Annotated in this window: 20 protein-coding genes; 1 reads left to right on the plus strand and 19 read right to left on the minus strand. The window is 62.6% G+C overall.

Translation table 11 applies throughout. The features are described from left to right. Window positions 1-37: 37 nt before the first annotated feature. From ACZ9H4_RS28525 to ACZ9H4_RS28605, 17 genes are all read right to left on the minus strand, one after another. Window positions 38-1054 carry an alcohol dehydrogenase gene (locus ACZ9H4_RS28525; protein ID WP_408146042.1) on the minus strand — a complete coding sequence of 339 codons (1017 nt, stop codon included), beginning with the start codon at window positions 1052-1054 and terminating at the stop codon, window positions 38-40. 463 nt (window positions 1055-1517) lie between these two features. Beyond that, the gene (locus ACZ9H4_RS28530; RefSeq protein ID WP_408146043.1) at window positions 1518-2819 is read right to left on the minus strand and encodes an L-fuconate dehydratase; all 1302 of its coding nucleotides are present in this window, start codon (window positions 2817-2819) and stop codon (window positions 1518-1520) included. A gap of 208 nt (window positions 2820-3027) precedes the next feature. Beyond that, window positions 3028-3966 (minus strand): ABC transporter substrate-binding protein, encoded by a 939-nt coding sequence (locus ACZ9H4_RS28535; protein ID WP_408146045.1) that lies wholly within the window; start codon window positions 3964-3966, stop codon window positions 3028-3030. Between the two features lie 90 nt (window positions 3967-4056). Beyond that, complete coding sequence (locus ACZ9H4_RS28540) at window positions 4057-5082, minus strand: ABC transporter permease (RefSeq protein ID WP_408146047.1); 1026 nt, start codon at window positions 5080-5082, stop codon at window positions 4057-4059. A gap of 16 nt (window positions 5083-5098) precedes the next feature. Beyond that, on the minus strand, window positions 5099-6613 hold the full coding sequence (locus ACZ9H4_RS28545; protein ID WP_408146049.1) for a sugar ABC transporter ATP-binding protein: 1515 nt from the start codon (window positions 6611-6613) through the stop codon (window positions 5099-5101). A gap of 682 nt (window positions 6614-7295) precedes the next feature. Next, complete coding sequence (locus ACZ9H4_RS28550) at window positions 7296-7694, minus strand: hypothetical protein (protein ID WP_408146051.1); 399 nt, start codon at window positions 7692-7694, stop codon at window positions 7296-7298. Between the two features lie 211 nt (window positions 7695-7905). After that, a complete protein-coding gene (locus ACZ9H4_RS28555) occupies window positions 7906-8898 on the minus strand; it encodes a 2-hydroxyacid dehydrogenase (protein ID WP_408146053.1) in 993 nt (330 codons plus the stop codon). Between the two features lie 57 nt (window positions 8899-8955). Beyond that, window positions 8956-10545, minus strand: coding sequence for an aspartate:alanine exchanger family transporter (locus ACZ9H4_RS28560; RefSeq protein WP_408146055.1), 1590 nt, complete (start codon window positions 10543-10545; stop codon window positions 8956-8958). A gap of 56 nt (window positions 10546-10601) precedes the next feature. Then, entirely contained in the window at window positions 10602-11411 is an 810-nt protein-coding gene (locus ACZ9H4_RS28565; protein WP_408146057.1) for a hypothetical protein, read from the minus strand. Continuing rightward, a complete protein-coding gene (locus ACZ9H4_RS28570; RefSeq protein ID WP_408146058.1) occupies window positions 11398-13896 on the minus strand; it encodes a glycogen/starch/alpha-glucan phosphorylase in 2499 nt (832 codons plus the stop codon). Before ACZ9H4_RS28570 ends, ACZ9H4_RS28565 begins: the two co-directional genes overlap by 14 nt. An 18-nt stretch (window positions 13897-13914) precedes the next feature. Beyond that, window positions 13915-15744 (minus strand): PTS glucose transporter subunit IIBC, encoded by a 1830-nt coding sequence (ptsG, locus tag ACZ9H4_RS28575; RefSeq protein ID WP_408146060.1) that lies wholly within the window; start codon window positions 15742-15744, stop codon window positions 13915-13917. 22 nt (window positions 15745-15766) lie between these two features. After that, on the minus strand, window positions 15767-18325 hold the full coding sequence (gene ptsP / locus ACZ9H4_RS28580) for a phosphoenolpyruvate--protein phosphotransferase (RefSeq protein ID WP_408146061.1): 2559 nt from the start codon (window positions 18323-18325) through the stop codon (window positions 15767-15769). Between the two features lie 91 nt (window positions 18326-18416). Next, window positions 18417-19163: a phosphoketolase family protein gene (locus tag ACZ9H4_RS28585; protein ID WP_408146063.1), complete on the minus strand. Its 747-nt coding sequence runs from the start codon at window positions 19161-19163 to the stop codon at window positions 18417-18419. 427 nt (window positions 19164-19590) lie between these two features. Next, window positions 19591-20043 (minus strand): DUF190 domain-containing protein, encoded by a 453-nt coding sequence (locus ACZ9H4_RS28590; protein ID WP_408146065.1) that lies wholly within the window; start codon window positions 20041-20043, stop codon window positions 19591-19593. A gap of 3 nt (window positions 20044-20046) precedes the next feature. Next, window positions 20047-20196 carry a hypothetical protein gene (locus ACZ9H4_RS28595; RefSeq protein WP_408146067.1) on the minus strand — a complete coding sequence of 50 codons (150 nt, stop codon included), beginning with the start codon at window positions 20194-20196 and terminating at the stop codon, window positions 20047-20049. Further along, entirely contained in the window at window positions 20196-20525 is a 330-nt protein-coding gene (locus ACZ9H4_RS28600) for a DUF190 domain-containing protein (protein WP_408146068.1), read from the minus strand. The genes ACZ9H4_RS28595 and ACZ9H4_RS28600 overlap by 1 nt, the downstream gene beginning before the upstream one ends. Before the next feature lie 78 nt (window positions 20526-20603). Beyond that, window positions 20604-21536: a hypothetical protein gene (locus ACZ9H4_RS28605; protein ID WP_408146070.1), complete on the minus strand. Its 933-nt coding sequence runs from the start codon at window positions 21534-21536 to the stop codon at window positions 20604-20606. Between the two features lie 221 nt (window positions 21537-21757). On the opposite strand from ACZ9H4_RS28605, the gene ACZ9H4_RS28610 reads away from it, so the two are divergent. Beyond that, window positions 21758-22015 carry a DUF4148 domain-containing protein gene (locus ACZ9H4_RS28610; protein WP_408146072.1) on the plus strand — a complete coding sequence of 86 codons (258 nt, stop codon included), beginning with the start codon at window positions 21758-21760 and terminating at the stop codon, window positions 22013-22015. Between the two features lie 69 nt (window positions 22016-22084). Here the strand turns inward: ACZ9H4_RS28610 and ACZ9H4_RS28615 are convergent, their stop codons facing one another. Beyond that, window positions 22085-22867, minus strand: a complete 783-nt coding sequence (locus ACZ9H4_RS28615) for a cyclase family protein (protein ID WP_408146074.1) — start codon at window positions 22865-22867, stop codon at window positions 22085-22087. A gap of 181 nt (window positions 22868-23048) precedes the next feature. Beyond that, a complete protein-coding gene (locus ACZ9H4_RS28620) occupies window positions 23049-24554 on the minus strand; it encodes an indolepyruvate oxidoreductase subunit beta family protein (RefSeq protein WP_408146076.1) in 1506 nt (501 codons plus the stop codon). Between the last annotated feature and the right edge of the window lies 1 nt (window position 24555).

Here is a 24555-nt window from a genome sequence, read left to right on the forward strand (position 1 = left end):
CCGGTGTGGAAATCAGCGCGACGCACCACGCCGGACATCAGGCAACTTTCAGCACCACCCTGAAGCGCGCCGCGCCGCTCATCATCCGGTCATATGCTTCGGCCGCACGTTCGAGCGGAAACTCCTCGATCATCGGCTTGACGCCGGAGAGCGCGCTGAAAGCGAGCGTATCCTGCGAGTCGGCGGACGTGCCCGAGGGCCAGCCCTGAACCGAATTGCGGCCCATGATGAACTGGGCGATGGGAACCTCGACCGGCTCCTCTGAAATGCCGACCATGATCATCTTGCCGTTCAGCCCCAGCCCGCCTACCGCTGCGCTCATGGCTTTTCCGCTCGTGACCGTCGCGAGAATGACCTTCGCGCCGCCGAGTTCGTTGAGCTTTTCGGGAATGCTCTGCGTCGTGCTGTCGATGTAGTGGTGCGCCCCAAGTTCTTTCGCCAGCGCGGCCTTGTCCTGTCCGCGAGCGATGGCCACCGTGTTGAAGCCCATCTTCCGGGCGAACTGCACGCCGAGATGCCCCAGCCCGCCGATACCGAGAATGGCGACCACATCGCCGGCCCGCGCGCCGCTATTGCGCAATGCATTGAACGTCGTAATGCCCGCGCAGAGCAACGGCGCGGCATCCGCATCGGACAGGTCGTCCGGGATGCTGGCGAGTGCTTCCACCGGCGCCACGACGAATTCGGCATAACCGCCGTCGTAACTGATGCCCGGCACCTGCGCTTTTTCGCACAGGACGAAGTCGCCCTGACGGCAACGGGTGCATCGCCCGCAATGGCCGCCATGCCAACCCACACCGACCCGCTGCCCGACGCGCCATCCGTCCACGCCGCTTCCGACGGCATCGATCACGCCAGCTATTTCATGGCCCGGAACCCGTGGAAATTGCAGACCAGGCCACTGCCCCTCCTTGGTCAACGAATCACTGTGGCAAATTCCGCAAGCCTGAACCTTGATGCGGACCTGGCCCTCGCCCGGTTCACGAACCTCCAGCTCGACAAGCTTCAATGGGCCCCCTGCTGTTTCCACCTGTACAGCCTTCATCCTGGACATGAGCTTCACCTCGGTAGTCATCGATGTGTTGGCATGCCGAGGGGCGATCTGCTTTGACAGCCCTCGGCGTCAAAATGAACACTCTGCGTTCTCTCGGCGTGAGGCGCGGGATCGCTGTCCTCGGCGCGAGAGCGTGAGCTCATTGACCATAGTTGAAAATCCGGCGGAATCCAACTGGTGGGGCTAGCTGGCCGACCTCGCGGCGTCGCACCATGAACAAGATCGCAAAATGCGGAGCCGCCGATACTGGGATGACACGAGGCCATGCCGCGTGAAGCTTTGGGGAGGGAGGACAAACGTGTCGGCGCAGCCGAACAAAACTGGAAGACCGTATCGCGCAGGGCGCAGATCGTAGCCTGAGTGCCTGGAGTCGGGCAATGCCGTTGAAAAGATCCGCTCACGCTCTCGCGTGAAGCGAGGCATGGTCTGGGCGACGAAACACCGCCCAACCATGCGTTCCCGCTCACACCCGCCAGGCCGCGCCCGCAGGAAAATCATGCTGATCGAGCGACGCCGCGTGCATTTCGATGCTGTAGCCGGGCCGCCCCGGCGGCATGTAACGGCCGTTGCGGATCACGACGGGATCGACGAAATGCTCGTGCAGATGATCCACGTATTCGAGCACCCGGTTTTCCAGCGAGGCCGACACGCAGATATAGTCGAACAGCGAAATATGCTGGACGTACTCGCACAAACCGACGCCGCCCGCGTGCGGACACACCGGCACACCGAATTTCGCCGCCATCAGCAGCACGACGATCACTTCGTTCAGGCCGCCCAGGCGGCAGCTGTCCACCTGACAGAAGTCGATCGCCTGCGCCTGCAGCAGTTGCTTGAACATCACGCGGTTATGGCAGTGTTCGCCGGTCGCCACGCCGATCATCGGCTTTAACCGCTGGCGGATCGCCGCATGTCCGAGAATGTCGTCGGGACTCGTGGGCTCCTCGATCCACCACGGATCGAATTCCGCGAGCCGCCGCATGTTCGCGATCGCTTCATCGACATCCCACACCTGGTTCGCGTCCATCATCAGCTTCAGGTTCTCGCCGATTTCTTCGCGCAGGATGCGGGCCCGGCGCATGTCTTCTTCGAGGTTGCCACCCACCTTCTGTTTGAAATGCGTCCAGCCCTGCGCGACGCCTTCGCGCGCGAGCCGGCGAATCTTGTCGTCGTCGTAGCCGAGCCAGCCGGCCGACGTCGTGTACGCGGGATAGCCGTGCGCGCGCATTTCCTGTTCGCGTTCGCCGCGCGTTTTCGCATGACGATGCAGCATCGCGATGGCTTCCTGCGGCGTGATCGCATCGGTCACGTAACGGAAATCGAGGCAACGTACGAGTTCTTCCGGACTCATGTCGACTAGCAGCTTCCACACCGGCTTGCCTTGCGCTTTTGCCCAGAGGTCCCAGGTCGCATTCACGACGGCCGCGGTCGCGAGGTGGATCGCGCCCTTGTCCGGGCCGATCCAGCGCAACTGGCTATCGGAGGTCAGCTCACGCCAGAACGCGCCCATGTTCGCGGCGATATCCTCCAGCGTTTTGCCGACGATCAGTGGCGTGAGCGCCTGCACCGCGCTCACGCAGATTTCGTTGCCGCGTCCGATCGTGAACGTGAGGCCATGGCCGGTGAGCGAGGCCGGCGAATCCGTTTCAAGCGTCACGTAGGTCGCGGAGTAGTCCGGCGCGGCGTTCATCGCATCGGAGCCGTCGAGTGAACGCGAGGTCGGAAAGCGGATGTCCCGCACGGACAGCCTGGTGATCGTCGTCATCTGAACACGCTCCTGGGGTCACTGCGATCGGCTTGCGCGCATGCACCTTCTATGAGCGCAGGCGGCACGCATGGGTGCGCTGCAAGTTCAACGTACGGTCTTTCGCGCGCGATACGTGGGCCACAAGAACCACCGGGGCCATGAAAGCAGGAAGGGCCGCACGCCCTTCCCCGCTCATCGCGCATCGGCGCGCATCAACGCACCGCGGTCAATCGTAGAGCACGGCGGCGATCTTCGGATCGCTCATATTGGTCTTGTCGTACCAGAAGAAGCCCGTATCGATCTTCGGGGGCAGCTTCTCGCCCTTGAGCGCCTTCACCGCCGAGTCGACCGTGCACTTGCCGATGCCGACCGGATTCTGCGTAATCGCGCCGAGCATGAGCCCCGAACTGATGTTCGCTTTCTGCTCCTTGCCGGAGTCGAAACCGATCAGCACGAGTTTCTTGCCCGCTTCCTTGACGCCGATCGCCGCGCCTTCCGCCGAGCCTTCATTCGCGCCGAAAATGCCCTTCAGGTTCGGATTGGCCTGGATCATCGCCTTGGCGATTTCCGCCGACTTCAAATGGTCGCCGCCGCCATACTGCACGGAGACGATCTTGACGTTCGGATGCTTTTTCATCTGATTCAGGAAACCGTCGCGGCGATCGACACCCGTGCGGCTCGTCTGGTCGTGCACGATCACGCCGACCTCACCGGCATTGCCGATTGCCTCGGCCATCTTGTCGGCGGCGAGCGCGGCGGCGGCCACGTTGTCCGTCGAGCAGGTGGTGAGCGGAATGTCGCTGTCTACGCCGGAGTCGAACGCGATCACCGGTATTTTCGCGGACTGCGCGCGCTTGAGCAGCGGAATCGCCGCCTTGCTGTCGAGCGCGGCGATGCCGAGCGCCTGCGGCTTCTTCGCGAGCGCGGCCGAGAGCATGTCGATCTGCTTGTCGACCATCGCTTCGGTTTCCGGGCCCTCGAACGTGATCCTGACTTTGTGCTCCTTCGCCGACTGCTCGGCGCCGGATTTGACGGCCTGCCAGAACTGATGCTGGAAGCCCTTCGAAATAAGCGGGATATAGACGTCATCCGCATACGCGAGATTCGCCCCGCCAAGCAAAGTGCCCAGCCCGACCACGACACCGAATATTTTTCGATTCAACATGGAATTTCTCCTCCTAAGGTGGACCATCTACCTTCAGCCGCTGAGGAAGCCTTTTTGCGCTTCCCTTCTTTGAAATTGTCCGGCTCAGCGTCAGCTCTTCCTGCGCCGCAGGATGTCGGCATAGACCGCGAGAATGATGATGAGGCCTGTCACGACGATCTGCCATTCCTGAGCGACCGACATGATGCGCAGCCCGTTGGTCAGCACGCTCATGATGAACGCCCCGATGATCGTACCGAGAATCGTGCCCGAGCCCCCGCTCAACGACGTGCCGCCGATCACCACCGCGGCGATCGCTTCGAGCTCATAGCCCTGGCCGAGCGCCGGCTGGGCCGAATTCAGGCGCGACGCGATGAGCAACCCCGCAATGCCGCAGATCGCTCCGCTCAGGCCATAGATGGCGATCTTCCATCGATCGACGTTCACACCGGAAAGACGCACCGCTTCTTCGTTGCTGCCGAGCGCAAACGTGTAGCGGCCAAGCGCCGTGCGATTGAGCGTGATCGAACTGGCGATCGCCAGAAAGAACAGAATCAGCACCGCGTTCGGAATGGGCAGGCTCGGCAGCAGATAGCCGATGAACGAATCCTGCGAAATCCGATAGAAATTTTCGGTGTCGGTGAAATAGATCGGCTTGTCGGCCGAGACCACGAGCGAGAGCCCTTTTAACAGCATCATCATGCCCAACGTCGCGATGAAGGGCGGGATTTTCATTTTCGCCGTGAGGGTCCCCGAGACGGTCCCGCAGATTGCGCCTGTACCGATCGCGGCGAGGACGCCGACCCACATCGGCAGATGCCAGTAGGTGAGAAACACGCCGCAGATGACCGCCGTGAAAGTCATCAACGTGCCGACCGACAAATCGATGCCGCCCGTAATGATCACGAACGTGCAGGCAATCGCCAGCACGCCGTTGACCGCCGTTGCCTGCAGAATGCCGAGCATGTTGTCCATCTGCATGAACGCCGGCGAAGCGAAGCTGAAGAAAACCAGCATCAGGATCAGACTCGCGAACGCGAGCAGCTTCTGCAGCGCGGTCGGCGAAAAGACGCGGGCGCGCAGGCCGGAATAACGTCCTTCTCTCGCGAGCGCCGATGTGTCCGATGGCAATGTCATAGTGGCCTCTGGCGGTTCATGCCGCCGTTTTCAGGGTTTCGCGCTGTGTCGCCAGATGCATGATGCGCTCCTGCGTAGCTTCCGCGGCGGAGAGTTCGCCGGTAATGCGCCCCTCGCACATCACGATGACGCGGTCGCTCATGCGCAGGATTTCCGGCAACTCCGACGAGATCATCACGACCGCTTTGCCTTCGCTGGCGAGCGCGCGCAGCAGCTTGTAGATTTCATTCTTCGCGCCGACGTCGATACCCCGTGTCGGCTCGTCGAAAAAGAGCACGTCGCAGTCACGCTCCAGCCATTTCGCAATCACGATTTTCTGCTGATTGCCACCCGACAGCAGCCGCACCTCCTGCGCCGCGGAGGGCGTGCGAATCGCCAGCAGATTGATGAAATGGCTGGCTGTCCTGCGTATCTGCGCGCGCCGCAGAAAAAAGTTGCACGTCAGGAATTTGCTCAGATTCGACATGACGATGTTCGATTCGACGTCCATGCCGGTCGCGAGGCCGAAGCGCTTGCGGTCTTCCGACAGATAGCCGATGCCGCGCTTCACCGCGTCGCTTGGACTGCGGATGATCGCCTTGACGCCTTTCACGGCGATCTCGCCGGATTCGATCGGATCGGCGCCGAACACCGCGCGGGCCACTTCGGTACGGCCCGCGCCCATCAATCCGGCAAAGCCCAAAATCTCGCCCTTGCGCAGCGTGAAGCTCACGTCCCTGACCAACGGACCGGCATTGAGGTTTTTGACATCGAGTGCGACCTCGCCCTTCTCCCCGGTGCTGTGCGACGGTTCGATATCGGTCAGGGTGCGCCCGACCATCATCCCGATGATCGCTTCGACGCTGGTGTCCTGGGCGGCGACGGTGGCCACGTATTCGCCGTCGCGCATCACGGTGACGCGATCGGCGATCTGCTTCAACTCATCCATCTTGTGCGAGATGTAGATGATGCCGACGCCCCGGCTCTTCAGTTCGCGGATGATGCGAAACAATTCGGCAATCTCGGCGTCGTTGAGCGCCGAGGTGGGCTCGTCCATGATCAGGACGCGCGAATCGAAGGACAAGGCCTTGGCGATCTCGACCATCTGCTGCCGGGCGACCGTGAGGGCGCCGACTACGGCGCGCGGGTCGAGATTCACGTGCATGCGGGCAAGGATGTCGCGCGCCTGCGCATTGAGCTTGTCTTCGTCGAGAAACAGGCCGAAACGCCCGCGCGGCTCGCGACCGACGAACATGTTCTGCGCGACGCTCAGGTGATTCATCAGTTGCAGTTCCTGATGAATGATGCCGACGCCCACGGCCTGCGCATCGCGTGGGCTCTGGAATTCGACCGGCTGGCCGTCATAGAGGATTTCACCCGAATCGCGGGTGTAGACGCCAGCGAGGATTTTCATCAGCGTCGACTTGCCGGCGCCGTTCTCGCCCATCAGCGCATGGACTTCCCCCGCCATGAGCTCGAACTGGACTTCGTGAAGCGCCCTCACGCCGGGGAAGCTCTTGTTGAGCCTTTTGACGGAAATCAGCGGGGTCACGGCGCGGATCGGACAACGATTCCACTACGGCCGCGTGCCTCGACGCGACGCGCTGACGGCCCGAGCGCCGGGCGCCCCCCGCTTACATGAATGAAATCGCAAAGAGAAGCCAGACACATTGCTGGGCCCCCGGAACCGATGTGCCACGATTTTACGACGCTGCCGAACAGGGGCTCAAGCCCAGGCATTCCCCAGTGTCGGGGGCTCTGTCCCTGCACAATGGACTTGAAGAAAATCGGCAATAGACTCGGGAATTATCGTGACGAAGCTGGCTCCCGGTTTTACCCGTTGTTTGTTCTGCTACTCACAGCCAAACTTGTTTCGGCGCCGGATCATTTACGCCAAACTTTTAAAACATTCAACCACTCACCCGCTGTTATGGCGCAATTTCGTGCCGCAGTTACTATAAGCAAACCACGTCGCCGGTCACACGGTCGGCCAAACCTTCAATGTACATCCGGGTTCCGCGGTCGCATAGCAACGCGCGTCGTGCCGTTTCGATGCAGCCCCACAGTTTGGGACGCACGGTGCATCACGCGGGCATTCGTCCATTCGGCAACGGAAGCTGGATCTGAACAACGCGACGACCGCAAAGCTGCGCCATCGACCGCCAAGAATTGGCCGCATCCTCTGCCGGTTTCCCGCTGCGCAAATGCCTGCCCGCCTCGGCCAGGCTCGCGCCTCAGTGGTGAACGGGCCGCGCCGGGGAACCCATTGGCCGAATCACTGCCGCCGCTCGCGCCTGGACTCTTGCCGCGGACGAAGTCGTTTCACGTGGACTGGTTGCGCGGTCGTACCCGTTCATCTCTTCATCGATGACGAAGTCCGCGACTCTCCTCGCGTCCATCGCGTTGCCGTCCACGTCGGACCACTCACGAATCGCGCGATTGACTCTGGTGAGTGCCCCAACCGCAAGTAGTACGGCGTCGGTCTCGGTGATCTTGCCTTCAAGATCATCTGCGAGGTAGTCCGCAACGCGTAGCGCCGCGTCGATCAGATTGCTGTCGTCAATCAGGTCCGTCAATACCGCATGAACCACTGCGAGGCAGGCATCTTTGCGTGCAAGTGCGATATCTGTCATGAGGTTCTCCAGAGTCGAGGTGACTGGTTAGCGAACTTTGGCTGCCGCGTCGTTGAACGAAGCGAACGCCACTGCGCCCCTCACTGCGACGGCCACGGCAGCGGCGATATCAGGTGCAAACACAATTTACTCCGAGTTCTCCCGCCTGCCTATCGCATGCGCCACGCGCGCTCGCCTGCGGGGTTTCAGCGTACGTCTGCACACGCCTCTATCAGACCTTCACCTCGTTCTCCAACAGCTGATTCTTTTCGAACGCCGAGACGTTTTCGAGCGTGGTCTCGCAGATGGTCGTCAATGCCTCATGCGTCAGATAGGCCTGATGTCCAGTCACGATAACGTTTGGAAACGACACGAGGCGTTGAAAGACGTCGTCAGTGACAATCTCGCTGGAGAGATCGCGGAAAAAGAGGCTGCCTTCCTGTTCGTACACATCGATTCCAAGCCCGCCCAGCTGCCCGGTCTTCAGTGCGTCGATCGCGGCCTCCGTGTCGAGCAGCCCGCCGCGGCTCGTGTTGATCAGTATCGCGCCCGGCTTCGCGCGCTTGAGCGTTTCCGAATTGATGATGTGGTATGTCGCGGGGGTGAGTGGACAATGCAGCGAAATGATGTCGGCGTTCTCCCCAATCTCGCCCGGCTTTGCATAGCTCAGACCGAGCGCCTCGAATTCCGCCGAGGGTTGGGGATCGAAACCGATCACCTCGCAGCCGAAGCCGAGCATGATCCTCGCGAACACGCAACCAATCTTGCCCGTTCCGACCACCGCAACCGTCTTGCCGCAAAGGTCGAAACCCGTCAGACCGTCGAGCGAAAAGTTCGAATCGCGGGTGCGATTGTAGGCACGGTGCACCTTACGGTTGATCGCGAGCAGAAGTGCCACCGCGTGCTCCGCTACGGAGTTGGGCGAATACGTGACGACCCGCGTCACCTTTATGCCGACCTTTGCGGCAGCCTCCAGATCGACGTTGTTGAAGCCCGTGCAGCGCAACGCGAGCAGACGTGTGCCACCCTTGTGCAGCGCGCCCAGTACTTGCGCGTCCGCCTTGTCGTTCACGAAAATACAGACGGCGCCGTAGCCGGCGGCGAGACCGACCGTGTCCATCTCCAGCGAAACGTCGAAGTAATGCAACTTATGCTCGCCGCGCTTGTTGGCCTCGTCGAGATACCGACGTTCATAGCGTGTCGAGCTGAATATCGCCACTTCCATGATGGACTCCTTCGGGATCCGTAATGCGAATTTCCTTCGCCCGTGACGCGGGCACGTCTAGCCGGCTGCAATCGCAATCGCGATCTGCACGAAAAGCACCTTGACGATGGTCATCGACGGAAAAATCATCGCGTACATGATGTCGGGCTGATCCGTCGGCGCGACGCGGTTGGCAAAGGCGAGAATCGCCGGGTTGCCGGTCGCGCCGCAGATCACGCCGACGGACGTGTCGAACGACAGCTTGAAGATCCACAGGCAGCAGATCGCCGTCACGCCGACCAGCACCAGCAGCGTAATGGCGCCGTAAAGCAGCAGCAGCGGCCCGGCAGCGCCCACGGTCGCGACGAATTTGGGTCCGCAAGCGATGCCCACCTGCGCAAGGAAAATCGTCAGTCCGAGGTTGCGCAGGACGAGATTCGCCGAAAGCGGCATCACCCAGACGAACGGTCCGCTGCGACGCGCCTTGCCCAGACACAGCGCGACCAGCAGCAACGCCGCGAGACCCAGGCTGAACGCGCCGAGACCGGGAAAGCGCAACGGGATCGCACCGACCAGCAGGCCCGCGGCCGCGCCTATGCCGAGGCAAATGAAACTGAGGTCGGCCGTGCCCTTGATCGAATCGCCGAAGAACGCGCGCACGCTCGCCTGATGCGCGCGATTGACGAGCAGGCCGACCCGGTCGCCCGCTTCGAGAATGAGGTCTGGACTGGACAGCAGATCGGTATCGCCGCGCCGCACATGCGCGACCGCGCAGCTCACGCCGTCCGGGTAGCGCAGACTGCCAAGCGGCATTCCGATGACCGCTGGATTCGATGCGAACACGCGCATATAGTCCAGATCTTCCCGATGACTCGCCATTCGCCCAGGTTGCAACTCGCCGCACAGCGCCGTTGCTTCGCCGAGCAGGCGGGGATCGGTGGCGGTGACGAGGAGGACGTCGTCAGCGCGCAGAACAAAGTCGGCGGTGATCAACTGGTTGTGATGCGCACGCCGCACGGCCGCGATTGCCACACCGGCAGGCAGCCGTGTCAAAAGCTCAGACACCTTGAGACCGAAGAGACTGGCATTGCGCAGCGCGATTTCTGCACTTTCCAGCAACTTCGCAGGCGGCTTACGTATCTCGACTTTCAGGGCCAGTTTCAGCGCGTAGATGAATAGAATCGGCCCGGCCACGCCGAACGGATAGGAGACGCTATAGGCCACGGCGGCATCGCTGCTCTTCATCGATGCGATGGCAACCTGCAGGCTCGCCGTGCTGGTGCCGCTGCCCGCGAACATGCCGAGAGCATCGGCGAGCGTAGCGCCGAAATGGATGAAGCCGCACGCTACGAGACCCGACACGATCACGCCGAGACACGCGGCTGCATTGGCCTTCATGCCCTCCCGGCTGGTGAGCCCGCGGAAGAACTGCGCGCCATACTGAATGCCGATGCCATAAAGAAACATCAACAAACCGAGCGTGCCCAGCAACGCAGGCGGCGTAGATTTCGGCGCGAACGCGCCGAGCGCCAGGCCAACGAAAAGCACGGCCCCGGAGCCCAGAGCCACGCCCTTCACATTGATTTCGCCGATCAGGTAACCGACCGCAATGGTCAAAAAGAGCGCGAACAGCGGCTGACTTTCGACGAAAGCTCTGACTGCATCCATGCTGCCCCCAGATGATCGACAAAGCGACCCAGCAGTACCTAGGTATTAAAGTCGCTTTACCGCGCACCGTCCAGCCCGATTGTTGACCTTCGTCGCGATTCAAGCACTACGACACTGCGCGCTTCTACCCGGCAGGCACCGCGTTCGACGCGGGCCGTTTCAACAGCCGAAACAATGTCCGCCGGTGCTTCCGCGGCCGTATCGACCATCCGCCGCCAGTTCGCGTCGTCGAGGGCGGGAAGCTCTGCATCGCGCGCATCCGCGTTCATGTTGAGGACGACGTGCAACATGGGCGTGCCCGGCGCATGTCCCGCGAACGTGCCGGGATGCCGAACGCCGCTCGATGGATCGCGCGTGAAGCCGCCGACATGCATCTCGTAGATAATCGCGTCGTCGAGCGTGCGCACGGCCACGTCTTTGCGCACGTCCAGCGGTTCGGTAACGATCGCTCTAAAAAACGCATGTCCGGGCTCGTGCCCCCCGGCAGCGGACTCGCGGTGCCAGCGGCGGTCGCTAACCGCGCGCGCGGCGGGATCGAGCAACTCGTGGCGGCTGCTAACTTCGTCGTCGAGCTGCGGCACGCCATGATGGCCATAGGCGCGCCACGTGTAGCAGCACGGCACAGGAAGAGCTTCGATCAACACATGCCAGAAATAGAACGTGCGGTTCCTTTCGGACGTGAGCCCGATGATCTGAAACGGCTCGATGCTATCCGTCGATGCGTAAAGCAGCAGTTCGAGGTGAGTCGCGTGCCGGCAAAAAACGCAGAAGTTGACGCCGTCCGGCACGACCGACGCACCGAGCGGAAATCGCGAACCGGGCCGTGCCTGATAACCGCGCGTACTGTCGACGTTAGGACTGAGCAAGGTCGACCCTCACCGCCCGCGCGTTCCAGATGCGCTCGCAATACTCGTTGATCGCGCGATCCGACGAGAACTTACCCGAGCGCGCCGTGTTCATGATCGACATTCGCGTCCAGCTGCGCGAATCGCGCCACGCGTCGCTGACGCGTTGCTGACAGGCGACGTAATCCGCGAAATCGGCCAGCACGAGGAACGGGTCCGCGTGCAGCAGATTGTCGACGAGCGGCCTGAAGACGTCGCGGTCGCCGCGCGAGAAGCGCCCTTGCGCGATCTGCGCGAACGCTTCGCGCAAGTCGTCGTTGGACTGCACATAGTCGGACGGGCGATAGCCGTTGCGCTTGACCTCTTCGACCTGCTGCGCGGTCAAGCCGAACAGGAAGAAATTGTCGGCGCCCGCTTCTTCGCGGATCTCCACGTTCGCGCCGTCGAGCGTGCCGATCGTCACCGCGCCGTTCATCATGAACTTCATGTTTCCGGTGCCCGATGCTTCCTTGCCCGCTGTCGAAATCTGTTCGGACAGGTCCGCGGCGGGATAGACCCAATGGCCGTTCTTCACGTTGAAGTCCGGATAGAAGACCACTTTCAGGCGCCCGTCGATCACCGGATCATGATTGACGACTTCCGCGATGCCGGTGACGAGGCGGATCATCAGCTTGGCCATCGCGTAGCCGGGCGCGGCCTTGCCGCCGAAGATGAAGCAGCGCGGCGCGATGTCGAGCGCCGGATTGCGGCATAGCTGGTGATACAGACTGATGATGTACAGCGCGTTCAGATGCTGGCGTTTATATTCGTGAATGCGCTTGACCTGAATGTCGAACAGCGCGTCCGGATCGACGTCGATGTCCGTTGCGCTCGCGATCCGCGCCGCGAGCGCGGACTTGTTGTCACGCCGGATCGCGCGCCACGCTTCATGAAAGCCGGCATCGTCGGCGTGCGCGGCCAGTGCGTCGAGCTGCGCGAGATCGGTGCGCCATTCGTGGCCGATCGTTTGATCGAGAAGTTGCGCGAGCCCAGGGTTGTTCAACATCAGGAAGCGGCGCGGCGTCACGCCGTTCGTAACGTTGAGAAAGCGCTGCGGAAATACCTCGGCGAAATCGCGCAGCACGGTTTGGCGCAGCAGATCCGAATGCAACGCGGCCACGCCGTTGACCGCATGGCTGCCAACCGTGGCCAGGTGCGCCATGCGCACTTTCTTGTCGCCGCGTTCGTCGATCAGCGACATGCGCGTGACGCGCGCGTCGTCGCCAGGAAAATCGCGCCGCACGTCGTCGAGAAAGCGGCGGTTGATTTCGTAGATGATTTCGAGCGGTCGCGGCAGCAGACTTTGAAACAACGACAGACCCCAGGTTTCGAGCGCCTCGGGCAACAGCGTGTGATTGGTGTACGCGAAGGTGCGCTGCGTGATGCCCCACGCGGTATCCCACGCAAGCCCGTGCACGTCCAGCAGCAGACGCATCAACTCGGCCACCGCGATCGACGGATGCGTATCGTTGAGTTGCGCGGCGAACAGGTCCGCGAAATGGTCGATCGGCGTGCCCTTCAGTCCCGTCAGCCTCAGCATGTCCTGTAGCGAGCATGACACGAAAAAGTACTGCTGCGCGAGCCGCAGACGCTTGCCCGCTTCCGGCTCGTCGTTCGGATAGAGGACCTTGGATAAGGTTTCCGACACGACCTTCTCCTGCACCGCCTCATAGTATTGGCCGGCGTTGAAATCCTGAAAGTCGAACGACTCCACCGCTTCGCTTTTCCACAGCCGCAAGACATTGCAGGTATCGACACGATAGCCCTGCACCGGCAGATCGCAGGCGACGCCCTTCACCTGCCGCGCCGGTATCCAGCTCACACGCAGGCGGCCTTCGCCGTCGGTCCGCTGTTGCGTGTATCCGCCGAAGCCGACGTAGTGGCTCACATCCGGCCGCACGATTTCCCATGGGTTGCCGCTCTGCAGCCATTTGTCGGTCACTTCCACCTGCCAGCCGTCGCGAATCTCCTGATCGAAGATGCCGAACTCGTAGTGAATGCCGTAACCGATCGCCGGTATTTCGAGCGTCGACAGCGAATCCATGTAGCACGCGGCAAGGCGTCCGAGTCCGCCGTTGCCGAGGCCGGGCTCTTCCTCGATCGCGAGCAGCACGTCGAGATCCTGGCCGAGCGCGTGCATGGCTTCGCGCGCTTCGTCTTGCATGCCGAGATTGAGCAGGTTATTGCCGAGCTGCGGACCGATCAGGAACTCCGCCGACAGATAGCAGGCAACCTTGACGTCCTTCGCCGCATAGACTTTCGTCGATGCGGCCCAGCACGCGAGCATGCGATCGCGCACGCTGAAGGCGAGCGCCATGTACCAGTCGTGCGGGCTCGCAATGTCCGGATAGCGCCCCTCGCGGCAAATCAGATTCCTCACCACGTCGTGCTGGAACGCGTAGCCGCTCACGTCGAGCGACGCGGCTTTCGCGTTCGACGCCGCATCTGCTACGGAAACGTCGCTCATCGCTTCTGCCCTCGTATTTCACGCCGGGGCTGGATGGGCCGCCGGCTCCCATTGGATCGCGCCGGCGAGGTTCTCCGCGCCGAGTCCGACCACCAGGTCGATCGCGCCGTTCTTCAATGCTTGCGTCGCGGGCACGCCCGCCGCCTTCAACGCGGCCGCGTCGATCCTCGATACGTCGGATAGTTCGACGCGCAGGCGCGTGGCCGCGAGCGCGTCAAGCTTGATAATGTTGCCCGCCCCGCCGAGCGCCGCGCGAATCTTTTCCGCTCGCGCGATCTCCTGCGCCGAGCTTTGCGCTGAGCCTGCCAGCACCGCAGCAGCCGTAGCGCCAGCGCTGGCCACGGGTTCGCCCGGTGTGACGGGCGTGCCAGCCGGGGCGAGGTCGGCGTCGCTGCCTGCTGTCTTCAGATACTCCTGCATGTCGGTTTTCAGGTTCTCCGACAGCGGCCCGAAGATCGCTTGCACGCCATTGCCGACTCGCATCACGCCCGCTGCGCCGAGTGCCTTCAGCTTTGCTTCGTCGACGCGCGCGGGGTCTTTCACGGATATGCGCAGACGCGTAATGCACGCGTCGAGACTGGTGATGTTCGAGCGTCCGCCGAACGCATGCACGAGTTCTCGCGGACGTCCGCCTGTGCCGCTCGCGGCGAGCGGTGCGGTTTCGACGGTGTCGTCCTCACGGCCGGGCGTCTTCAGGTTGAAGCGCGTGATGAAGAAGCGGAACACACCGTAATAGATCACCGCGTAAATTGGACCGAGAATGAACACGTACCAGGCGTGCGTGCCCTTATTGCCGACCAGGTTGAACATCAGGAAGTCGATCCCGCCTTGCGAGAACGTGAAGCCCATGCGCATGCCCAGCGTGTTCGCGACGAACTGCGCCGACGCCGCGAGGCACGCGTGGATGAAGTAAAGGACCGGCGCGACGAACAGAAACGCGAATTCGATCGGCTCGGTGATGCCGGTGAGGAACGACGTCAGCGCGGCCGAAATCATCATGCCGCCGACGGCCACTTTCTTCTCCGGGTTCGCGCAGTGCCAGATCGCAATCGCCGCCGCGGGCAGACCGAACATCTTGAACAGGAACGCGCCCGCGAGGATGCCTGCGGTCGGATCGCCCGCAAAGAAGCGCGTGATGTCGCCGTGCACCGTGTTGCCGGTCGTCGGATCGCGATAGCTGCCCATTTCGAAGAAGAACGGCACGTTCCAGATGTGATGCAGGCCGAACGGAATCAGCAGACGCTCGACAAAACCGTAGACCGTTGCCGCGGTGCGCGGATCGGACACCGCCGCCCAGTGCGAGAAGGCCTTGATGCCGCTGCCGATCGGCGGCCAGATGAAGGACAGGATGCCGCCGAGCACGATGGCGCCGATCGCCGTGACGATCGGCACGAAGCGCTTGCCGGCGAAGAAACCGAGATACGACGGCAAGGTGATCCGGTAGTAACGGTTGAACATCCACGCCGCGAGGCCACCGGCCAGGATGCCGCCGAACACGCCAGTCTGGATCGACGGGATGCCCATGATCATGTCGGGCTCGATGCCCTCGACCTTCGCGATGACGCCAAGCGTCGCCGTCATGACCAGATAGCCGATCGTCGCGGCAATGCCCGAGACACCGTCGTTCTCGGTGAAGCCGAGCGCGACACCGATCGCGAAGATCAGCGGCAGGTTCGCGAAGATCACGTCGCCCGAATTCTTCATCAGCGCGAGCACGACCGCCGGCACGTAACCGTGGAAGTCGGTCGCGCCGAGACCGAGCAACAGGCCGGCCACCGGCAGCACCGCGACCGGCAGCATCAGCGACTTGCCGATTTTCTGCAAGACTCCGAACGCATGTGAAAACATGGCAGGTCTCCTCTTGATCCGCTCAGTCGGCAAAACGGGAAAGATGCGCGCGGACTTCCGCGGCGGTGCCCAAACGCAGCACGTCGGCGGCGAGCTTGCGGGCCTCGGTCATCGTCAACCGCGCAAGCTGGGCCTTGACCGAACCGATAGTGGGAATACTGACCGACAGTTCGTCGATGCCGAGACCCGCGAGCACGGGCACGGCCATCGCATCCGACGCGATGCCGCCGCAAATGCCGACCCATTTGCCGTGCTGGTGCGCGCCCTCGACCGTCATGCCGATCAGACGCAGTACCGCGGGGTGAAGCGCGTCGGCCTGCTTCGCGAGTTGCGGATGACCACGGTCCATCGCGAGCGTGTATTGCGTCAGGTCGTTCGTGCCGATCGAGAAGAAGTCGACTTCGCGCGCGAGTGGCTCCGCGATCAACGCGGCGGCCGGGACTTCGATCATGACGCCGACCTTGACGCTCGCCGAGTGGTCGCCGGCTTCTTCGAGCAGGATCCTGCGCGCCGCCCTCACTTCCTCAATCGTCGCAATCATCGGGAACATCACGTGCAGATTGCCAAGCGGCGCTGCGCGCAGGATCGCGCGCAACTGCGTACGGAAAATGTCGGGACGGGCGAGGCTCACCCGCACGCCGCGCAAACCGAGGAACGGATTGTCTTCCTTCGGCAGCGGCAGATACGACAGCGGTTTGTCGCCGCCGACGTCGAGCGTGCGGACTACGAGCGGACGTTCGCGGCCGAGCGCTTCGGCTACCGCACAGTATTCGGCAGCCTGCTCGTCTTCGGACGGCGCGGTGTCGCGCGCATCGAACAGGAACTCGGAACGCAACAGGCCCACGCCTTCGGCGCCCGCCGCCACCGCGTCGCGCGCTTCCTGCGCGTTGCGGATGTTCGCGACGACTTCGATGCGGTGGCCGTCGGCTGTCATCGCGAGCTTGCCCGCCGCGAGCTTTTCGGCTTCGCGTTTGGCGGCCTGGCGTCCGATGCGTTCGTGCGCCTGCGCCAGTTCGCCGGCGCTCGGGTGGCGCCGCAAGCGGCCGCCCGAACCGTCGAGCACAACGGGGGTGCCGTCGGCCAGTTGCAGCGCGCGTGCGTCGATACCGCAAATCGCGGGGATGCCGAGCGAACGCGCGAGGATCGCAACATGGCTCGTCGCCCCGCCGGTCGTCGTGCAGAAGCCGAGCACCTTGCTGCGATCGAGCGACGTAGTGTCAGACGGCGACAGTTCTTCGGCAACCAGAATCGAGTCCTGCGGCACGTCGATCTGCGCCTGCCTGACGCCCGCGACCAACGCGAGCACCCGTCGGCCGACGTCGCGGATATCGCCTGCGCGTTCGCGCAGCAGCGGGTTGTCGAGCTTCTCGAGCATGCTCGCCTGCTTCTGGAAAGCCTCGCGCCAGGCGAAGCCCGCGCCCTTGCCTTCGCTGATGCTGGCGATCGCCATATCGCTCAGGTCGGGGTCGTCCAGCAGTTCGAGATGCGCAGCCAGAATCTGCGCCTTCGACGCATCGGCGAGCGTCGCTTTCAGCGCTTCGATCTGCTGACGCGCCTGGTGTCGCGCCGCTTCGAGTTGCGCGCGCTCGAGTTGCGGCGACTCGCCCGCCTCGTTCACGTCGATCACTTGCTGGCGGAACTGCACCACGTTGCCGACGGCAAGTCCCGGCGAAGCGCAGACGCCGGTGAACTCGTCGGCGTCGGCGTCGGCGTCGGTGGCTGCGGCGCGGGTGGCGATTGGCTCGGCGGTTGAAACCGCAGGTGCTGAAGTTGCCGCAGACGCGGGGGCGTCGCCGGGCTTTTCGCCAGAACCGTCGGCGAGCAGCCGCGCAAGCACGCTCGCCGCTTCCGCTGCGTCGGGTCCGCGGGCCTCGACGCGCAGCTTGTCTCCGAACGTGCTGGCGAGCCCCATGATCGCGACGACCGACTTCGCGTTGACGCTGTCGCTGCCGCGCAGCAGGCGGATTTCGGACGTGAACTTCTTCGCTTCCACAGCGACGACGGCAGCGGGCCGCGCATGCAGGCCCGCCGGATTCGGCAGCGTGATTTCGCCGGAGAGGATTGCGCCGCCCGCGCCCGCCGTCTCCTTCTCCGCGACGCTGCCGACCAGCTCGACATACAGGGCCGTGTCGGTACCCGCGTTGACGAGGCCTTTAGCGGGCACATAGCGGGCGACGAGTTCGCCGTTGGCGATCACCATCTGCGTGAGTAGGCTGCTCGCCTTCGCGCCGACCACCACGGGGTCGAAGCGGATCAGCGGTGTGCCAGCCGCGACGGTATCGCCTTCCTTGACCAGCGGCATGAAGCCCTCGCCGCGCAATAGCACGGTGTCGAGTCCGATATGCAACAGGACTTGCAGTCCGCTGTCGCCGGTGATCGTCAGCGCATGGCTCGCACTGTGCAGTTGCGTGATTTTGCCGGAAAGCGGCGCCAACAACTCATCCGACGTCGGATCGATCGACACGCCGTCGCCGACCAGCTTCTGCGCGAAGACCGGATCGGGCACGCTAACCAGCGGCACCAGCACGCCCGAAACTGGCGCGCTCAACGCGATGCGCAGGGGACGCTCAGGAGCTTTCATTGCGACGACTCCTTATGCTTTTAACGCTCGTCTGAAAGAGTTTGATTCGAGCCATGCGCGCGAGAGATGCACGGCGCAGACTGCGAACCGCTCAATACGGCCACACCCATTCGGAGATCTCGGGGCTATCGGTGCCGTGCTCATGGGCGTAATTCATGTTGAGGATAATCGAATTCCTCATGTCGTCTCGCAGATGCGCGGTTCTGCCCTGCAAGCGCGGCACGCGGTCGAGCACGTCGAGCACGAGGTTGAAACGGTCCACCTTGTTGAGGATCGCGAGTTCGAGCGGCGTATTGATGTTGCCTTTCTCCGTGTAGCCGCGAACGTGCAGATTCTCGTGATTGCGAAAGCGGTACGCGAGCTTGTGAATCAGCCACGGGTAGCCGTGGAAATTGAAAATCACGGGCTTGTCGACCGTAAACAGGCTGTCGAACTCGCGCTCGGTAGAGCCGTGCGGATGCTCGGTCACCGGCTGCATCCTGAACAGATCGACCACGTTCACGAAGCGCAGTCGCAGTTCGGGCAAACGCTCGCGCAAAAGCGGATTGTCCCTGAGATAAATCATGCCGACCGAGAGGTAATTGCAGGCGCGCCACCACGCGTCGATGCATCGGAGCTCATCGCTGGATAGCGCGGCGCGGTACGACGCGTCCGATGCGCGGTCGTTGCTCATGCAGACCTCTCCTGTCCATGCAACCTCTACCCGAGGTGAACGGAGAAGCGTCGGGCGCGCTGCGGTGGCGCTGCCTTTTGTGCAGGACCACATCGAGCCTGGCGGTGGGTCCTTTGCATGGCGGCTCCGGAAAAAAGAACCTGAAAACGCTTCTGACAGGAGCATATGTTACTGAGCGCAGATTGCAAGAAGCGAGCGCGTTCTCCGGCGCACATGAAACATGCCTTTATATATGGCACATGACGCGCTTTTGCAGCCTTTGTTTTATCCGCTTAGCGAAGCCGCGACAGCTTTTTCGCACGATGACACCGAAACGCCCGCGCTTGACGACCGCTTCCGCATGAGTTCATTGATGCGTAGCGGATAGAAGCAGCAGAGACGCTTCATCACTGCAGGTGTTGCGCGAATTGCGAAGCCTTGCGCGGTGGCCCGCTCGCAATCGCGCCTTGTTGCCGATGCATACTTTTTCTGTCGTTAGAATTCCGCCATTGTGACTTGTCTGCCGTGGTCAACGACAGCTGGTCGAGGAAGGTCGGGGATTTCATTGCGATCCAGGCTTGAGCCTGTGTCAAACCGGGGCGACATGGGCCGCTTAACGCAGCTTGCACCCGAACAGCGAAAGGTGCTTCTGCTCACCACGCTGCTCTTTTTCACCCAGCACCCCGAACTCGATGGGCGAGCGCGTATAGAACACGTGCACTCGTTCGCTCTTGACGGTGTCGAGCATGCGCTGCGCTTCATCTTCGGTAACGGCGAGGATGACCTGCAGGGGTTGGTCTGCGAGCTTGAGCATATGAGCGGCATGATGCGCACCCGCATGGCCCGTGCCTTCCGCGCAATTGATGACGGTCGCGCCGTGAATGCCTAGCTGCTTCGCTTCGTGAAGAAGCCATTCGCACACCGTACGGTGGCCGTGATGGCGGTTCTGTTCTGTATAGAACGTCAGTTGGTAACCGTTCATATCTTCCTCCACCACTCGGCCCGGAACCGCCACATGACCGCTACGGCCGAGCAGGACTGGTCGGTTCAGGCCAACGGAGTCCATCACTCATTCTAGTGCATCGACCTGGCGACGTTGCATGTTGCATTGCGCCACTCGCGGGGTGCCGTGTCGCGTGTGCGCGTCGCATTTCACCGGCTGGATCGCGCCGGCTTCGAGCGGGATGTTGTCTCCGGCGGGAGTCACGCTGAAGTCCATCAGCTCGCTCCGTCCGCTCCGAGCGTGCCGTACTCGACCGGCGCGCGCGTGTAAAAGAGACGCACGCTGCCGCCGTCGAGCTTTGCGAGCAGTGCGTCGATGTCCGCATCGACGGCAATGATCGTCACGGCGACCGACTGTTCGGCCAGCTCGAAAAAGCGAGCCGCGTGATACTTGCCCTTCACATCGACGCTTTCGGCGACTTCGACGACCGTCGCGCCCTGGATGCCAGCGCCCCTGGCCTCATCGAAAATCCATTCGACGATCGACATGTGCCTGATCCGTTGCCGCTGGTCGGTTGCGTAGATTGTGAGCTGGCTACCAGTCATGATTCCCTCCCGCTGTCCGCTCGACTCTCGCCATGAATACACTTGCCGGAACACGAAGCGGCGCGCGTGCAGCGCGGCCTACTGGGCGGTCTGCTGACGTTGATACTCCTCGTGCTTCATTTGCATGTAGTCAGCGCGGCTGACTTCGTGCAATTGCCGCGGATACTGCTCGGTAGCATCGAACCAGTCGGCGAGACGCTTGTCGAGGCGGGCGTTGGGCGGGCTGGAAAGCGCACCCAGATAGGCATCGATGGCGAGGTAATAGCGCATGGTATTGCGCTCCACCAGACCGCGCACGCCGCCGATGTAACGCTTCTCGCCCGTCGACGAATCGGGCGCGGAAGAAAAGCCGACCTTGTCGCTGCCGATCGTCGCCAGATAGGTTTTCATCGCAAACCGTCCCGCCGCACCGTAACCGTAGGCGTAGGTCAGGTGGATAAAGGTTCGGCTATCGCCCACGGGTATCGCCTCCAGCACGATACGGTAGTCTTTGGTGCTCAGCGGACCCGTAGCGGCGCTGAGCTCCACGCGAACATAATCGGGACTGCTCGCCGTCGCGCGATAGTTGAATTGCACGCGGTAGGACGAGGAAAGCGACTCCGGCGTTTTCTTGCCGATGTTCACCGAGAGGACCGTGCCACTGGCGCTCGTCGCTGCATGGCAGTACTTGGTGTTCAGATGCAGGATCAGCACGTCGCACCAGTTGGCCGGGCCCTGAGCCGGGTCGTTGAGCGTTGTGTTGAGCGTCGAGAACGGATGGTTGAGCACACCGTAAATCTCGCCCTGGAGTGCCGAAGGCAACTCCTGCGATTCGAGGTAGAGCGGTCGTTGGAACTGATTGTGCGCGAGCTGCTGCGTCAGGCTCTCGTATTTCTCGCGCAGGCTCGCCGCGCGGTCGTCTGCTTGCGCGAAGGCGTTCTGGCACAGGCAGGAGAACACCGCCAGCATCGCAGCCGCCAGCCACCGCCGCGCTCTCCGTGTGCCTACAGGGGATTTGGCAAGCCTGCCCATGGACGTACTCCTACTTTTGATTCGGATCGCGACGGCGCCGGGCGCGGATCGTTGCGCGCCGGCTACCCTCCTATTTTTGCAGGCGGCGGCGTGGTTTGTATATCCGTAATCACCGCCGCCCTGCAAGCCGGTACATCGTAAGAAAGTCACCCGGGTGGAAGAACGGCAAAATAACGTCTACGATCATTGAGGAACCGCACAACCTCTTAGGAGGATTCGTCATGAAGAATTTCACTGTGGCCGTGCTGAACATTCTGTTCGGCGCAGCAAGCATCGCTCCCGCGATGGCACAGACGTCTCCTCCTATGGCATCCAGTCCGCCTGCGCCTCTCACACGCGCTGACGTCAAAGCCGACCTTGTCGCCTGGCGTGCTGCGGGATTCAAGCCTCCAACCAACTTTGAGCACTATCCGGCCAATGCTCAACAGGCGAGTCGAATCGTCGCCGATCAGCGCGCGCGGGCGTTGGGTCAGCACTAACGGGATTCGAAGGGGCCGCCGTGCCGCCGCTTCTCCGATGGCGGCACGGCGCCAAACAGTCGAGTGCGCTCATCGACCGGGAACAAGGGCGAGTACTCGAAGCGGACTGCCGGAGCCAGATTGAATTTTTAGCGGCGCGGAAAGAATCACGGCTCCAGTTGCGGGCAATTCATCCAGATTTTTCAGGCACTGCAATCCGTAACGGTTGGCGCCGTGCATCAGCGTATGGCACGGATACGGAACTGGCCAGGCATAGGATTGGCCCGCGTCGGTGTTAATCGTTTCTACGCCAAAGCCATGGACGTGCCGCTCGTGGATCAGCCACTCCACGGCTTCCTGGGTCGGCCCCGGCGTGTGTGCGCCGTCCTCCCTCAGGTTGACGAATTCCGCCGGGTCTGTCCGCCTCGACCAGTCGGTGCGGAACAACACCCACGCAGACGCAGGTATCTTGCCGTGCTGCGACTCCCAACGCTCGAGGAATTCCTTCGTCAGCAACCAGTCGGGATTAGCCGCGACCTCTTTGCTGGCGTCGATCACGACCGCCGGCGCAATGAAGTGATTCACTTCAATCGTGTCGACCGCATTGCGCGCGTGATCCTTGCCGCTCACCCAATGAACCGGCGCGTCAAAGTGTGTCCCGGTATGCTCGCCGCACGAGAAGTTGTTCCAGTACCACCCCGGGCCCCTTTCGTCATACCGGCTAATCTGCTCCATCTTGAACGCCCACACCTGGCCGAATTCAGGCGGCAATTCCAGGGCGGGGAAATCGGGGGAAAGTGTCTGCGTCAGATCGACGACGCGAACGCTTCCGACCGAGATTTCCCGGACGAGTTGATCGAGAACTGTTGTCATAGGGAATGTGTCAGTTATATCCGTGATAGGTGAACCATCGTCGTGGGCTGCGCGAATCGTCCAGGCACTCATCGTTGTCGTGCTGTCCCAACCCTCTGATAAAAAAATATCGCACTACTTAGCCTTCTCTCTTCACGTGGGGTGGAATCGACCGCGTCGGACCGTCCCCGGCGCCTGACGCTCAGGCCAACGCGTGTCGCCCGAGCGCTTCCTGCAGCTTCTTGCCGTGCTCGTCGGCGAGTGCCGCTTCGCGCAGCTCACGCAGAGTGGCGGGCGCCAGCAGCGCACCCGCGCGGGCCACGGCGGTCATCACCTTCTCGTAGTTGGCCAATCCGCGCGCGTGCGTGTCGCTGTAGCCCTTGACGAGCCGCTGGCATTGGACGACCTCGACGGCAAGCGCCGTATTGCGTTGCGCCGCTTCAAGCACCTGGCTCAGCCAGTGTTCGATGCGCGCATTTTCCATCTGGTAGCGCAGCGTGGCACGGCGCCAGCCGCGCATGCGCGACACCGCGTAGAGCAGCAGGTAGCCGCGCAGCGAGCTGGTGGTCACGATTCGGCCCGCCTGCGTGAAGCGGCGCACGAGGCGATGCACCCAGTGCGGACGCATCAGCCATCTGCCGAGCGACGCAGGCAACGTCTCGCAGATTTCCTCGATCCGCGGATGCATGAACTCGTTGATCGCGAGGAGTTGGTCCACTTGTGCGCGCACTTCGCCGCGTACCCGCTCGAAGCGTGAACCACGCGTCTTGAGATCGGCCACACGAATGGTGTCCTCGTACGACATCCATAGCGCCAGGTGGCGCGCGGTCTCACGCACGAGCGTGATGTCCTGCTGCCTGAGCCCGCGGCCTACGTCGGCCAGGCGATCGAGATAAAGTCCTGCGTAGTCAGGGTCCTGGTAGTCGATCAACCGGCGTACACCCTCGGTCACCATTGGCTGAACCTCGGCGGGGAATTGAGTGCGAACGCGTTCGACGAGACCCGCCACCTTCGAGTCGCGTGGCTTCACGTCCATGCCGCCAGTCGCAAATTCTGTGTTGTCGTCAACAGGTTGTCCGGCTTCGTTCGCCTTCAGGTAGGCCACGCCGAACGCATGCAGGCTCGGCTTTACGCCCACGCCGCCACGCTCGATCGTCGCCTCGAACTGCTCGCGGCTGAACGCCAACACGCCCGTGCCGGCCAGCGCGCCGAACAGCACGGCGCTGATCACGCTGCCGCAGGCTTCGGCCGCCCGGGCCATGTCGAAGCGCACGAAACGCTTCGCGGCCTTGCCCGCATGCGCGATCAATGCGTCGCTATCCACTCGCCCGTCGCCCATCGCGGTCTTCTCGGCAATCGAATAGACGCGGTGCGTCGAGGCCACGAGCGTGGTGCGATCGGGCGTCACGAGACCGCGCTGCACCGCACGCCCGGCTTCCATCAGTTCGGACGCGAGCACCACGTCGACGTCGCCGGGCAGCGGCATCAGCGCGAGCACTGGCGCGCGGCCGGCACGGTCCGCGAGTTCACATGGAAACAGCTCGACGTAATAGATGGTTGCGCCGGTGCGTTGCGCCACACCCGGCACCGAGGTGGTCTGCGCGTAGTAGCCGTTGTGTTCGCCGAGATCGACGATCCAGTCGGCGAGTACGCCACCGCCCTCTCCGCCCATGGCGAGAATGGCGATTTTGATCGGTTGGGCTTTCATA

The organism is Paraburkholderia sp. TE9906, from assembly GCF_056279605.1.

Excerpts from the sequence above, each read along its gene's own strand:
- ACZ9H4_RS28550 (WP_408146051.1), bottom strand. The coding sequence starts at position 7,694 with ATGACAGATATCGCACTTGCACGCAAAGATGCCTGCCTCGCAGTGGTT.
- ptsG (WP_408146060.1), bottom strand. The coding sequence starts at position 15,744 with ATGTTTTCACATGCGTTCGGAGTCTTGCAGAAAATCGGCAAGTCGCTG.
- ACZ9H4_RS28585 (WP_408146063.1), bottom strand. The coding sequence starts at position 19,163 with ATGCTCCTGTCAGAAGCGTTTTCAGGTTCTTTTTTCCGGAGCCGCCAT.
- ACZ9H4_RS28570 (WP_408146058.1), bottom strand. The coding sequence starts at position 13,896 with ATGAGCGACGTTTCCGTAGCAGATGCGGCGTCGAACGCGAAAGCCGCG.
- ACZ9H4_RS28595 (WP_408146067.1), bottom strand. The coding sequence starts at position 20,196 with ATGGACTTCAGCGTGACTCCCGCCGGAGACAACATCCCGCTCGAAGCC.
- ACZ9H4_RS28560 (WP_408146055.1), bottom strand. The coding sequence starts at position 10,545 with ATGGATGCAGTCAGAGCTTTCGTCGAAAGTCAGCCGCTGTTCGCGCTC.
- ACZ9H4_RS28535 (WP_408146045.1), bottom strand. The coding sequence starts at position 3,966 with ATGTTGAATCGAAAAATATTCGGTGTCGTGGTCGGGCTGGGCACTTTG.
- ACZ9H4_RS28530 (WP_408146043.1), bottom strand. The coding sequence starts at position 2,819 with ATGACGACGATCACCAGGCTGTCCGTGCGGGACATCCGCTTTCCGACC.
- ACZ9H4_RS28610 (WP_408146072.1), top strand. The coding sequence starts at position 21,758 with ATGAAGAATTTCACTGTGGCCGTGCTGAACATTCTGTTCGGCGCAGCA.
- ACZ9H4_RS28615 (WP_408146074.1), bottom strand. The coding sequence starts at position 22,867 with ATGACAACAGTTCTCGATCAACTCGTCCGGGAAATCTCGGTCGGAAGC.
- ACZ9H4_RS28540 (WP_408146047.1), bottom strand. The coding sequence starts at position 5,082 with ATGACATTGCCATCGGACACATCGGCGCTCGCGAGAGAAGGACGTTAT.
- ACZ9H4_RS28590 (WP_408146065.1), bottom strand. The coding sequence starts at position 20,043 with ATGGACTCCGTTGGCCTGAACCGACCAGTCCTGCTCGGCCGTAGCGGT.
- ACZ9H4_RS28555 (WP_408146053.1), bottom strand. The coding sequence starts at position 8,898 with ATGGAAGTGGCGATATTCAGCTCGACACGCTATGAACGTCGGTATCTC.
- ACZ9H4_RS28525 (WP_408146042.1), bottom strand. The coding sequence starts at position 1,054 with ATGTCCAGGATGAAGGCTGTACAGGTGGAAACAGCAGGGGGCCCATTG.
- ACZ9H4_RS28620 (WP_408146076.1), bottom strand. The coding sequence starts at position 24,554 with ATGAAAGCCCAACCGATCAAAATCGCCATTCTCGCCATGGGCGGAGAG.
- ACZ9H4_RS28605 (WP_408146070.1), bottom strand. The coding sequence starts at position 21,536 with ATGGGCAGGCTTGCCAAATCCCCTGTAGGCACACGGAGAGCGCGGCGG.
- ptsP (WP_408146061.1), bottom strand. The coding sequence starts at position 18,325 with ATGAAAGCTCCTGAGCGTCCCCTGCGCATCGCGTTGAGCGCGCCAGTT.
- ACZ9H4_RS28600 (WP_408146068.1), bottom strand. The coding sequence starts at position 20,525 with ATGACTGGTAGCCAGCTCACAATCTACGCAACCGACCAGCGGCAACGG.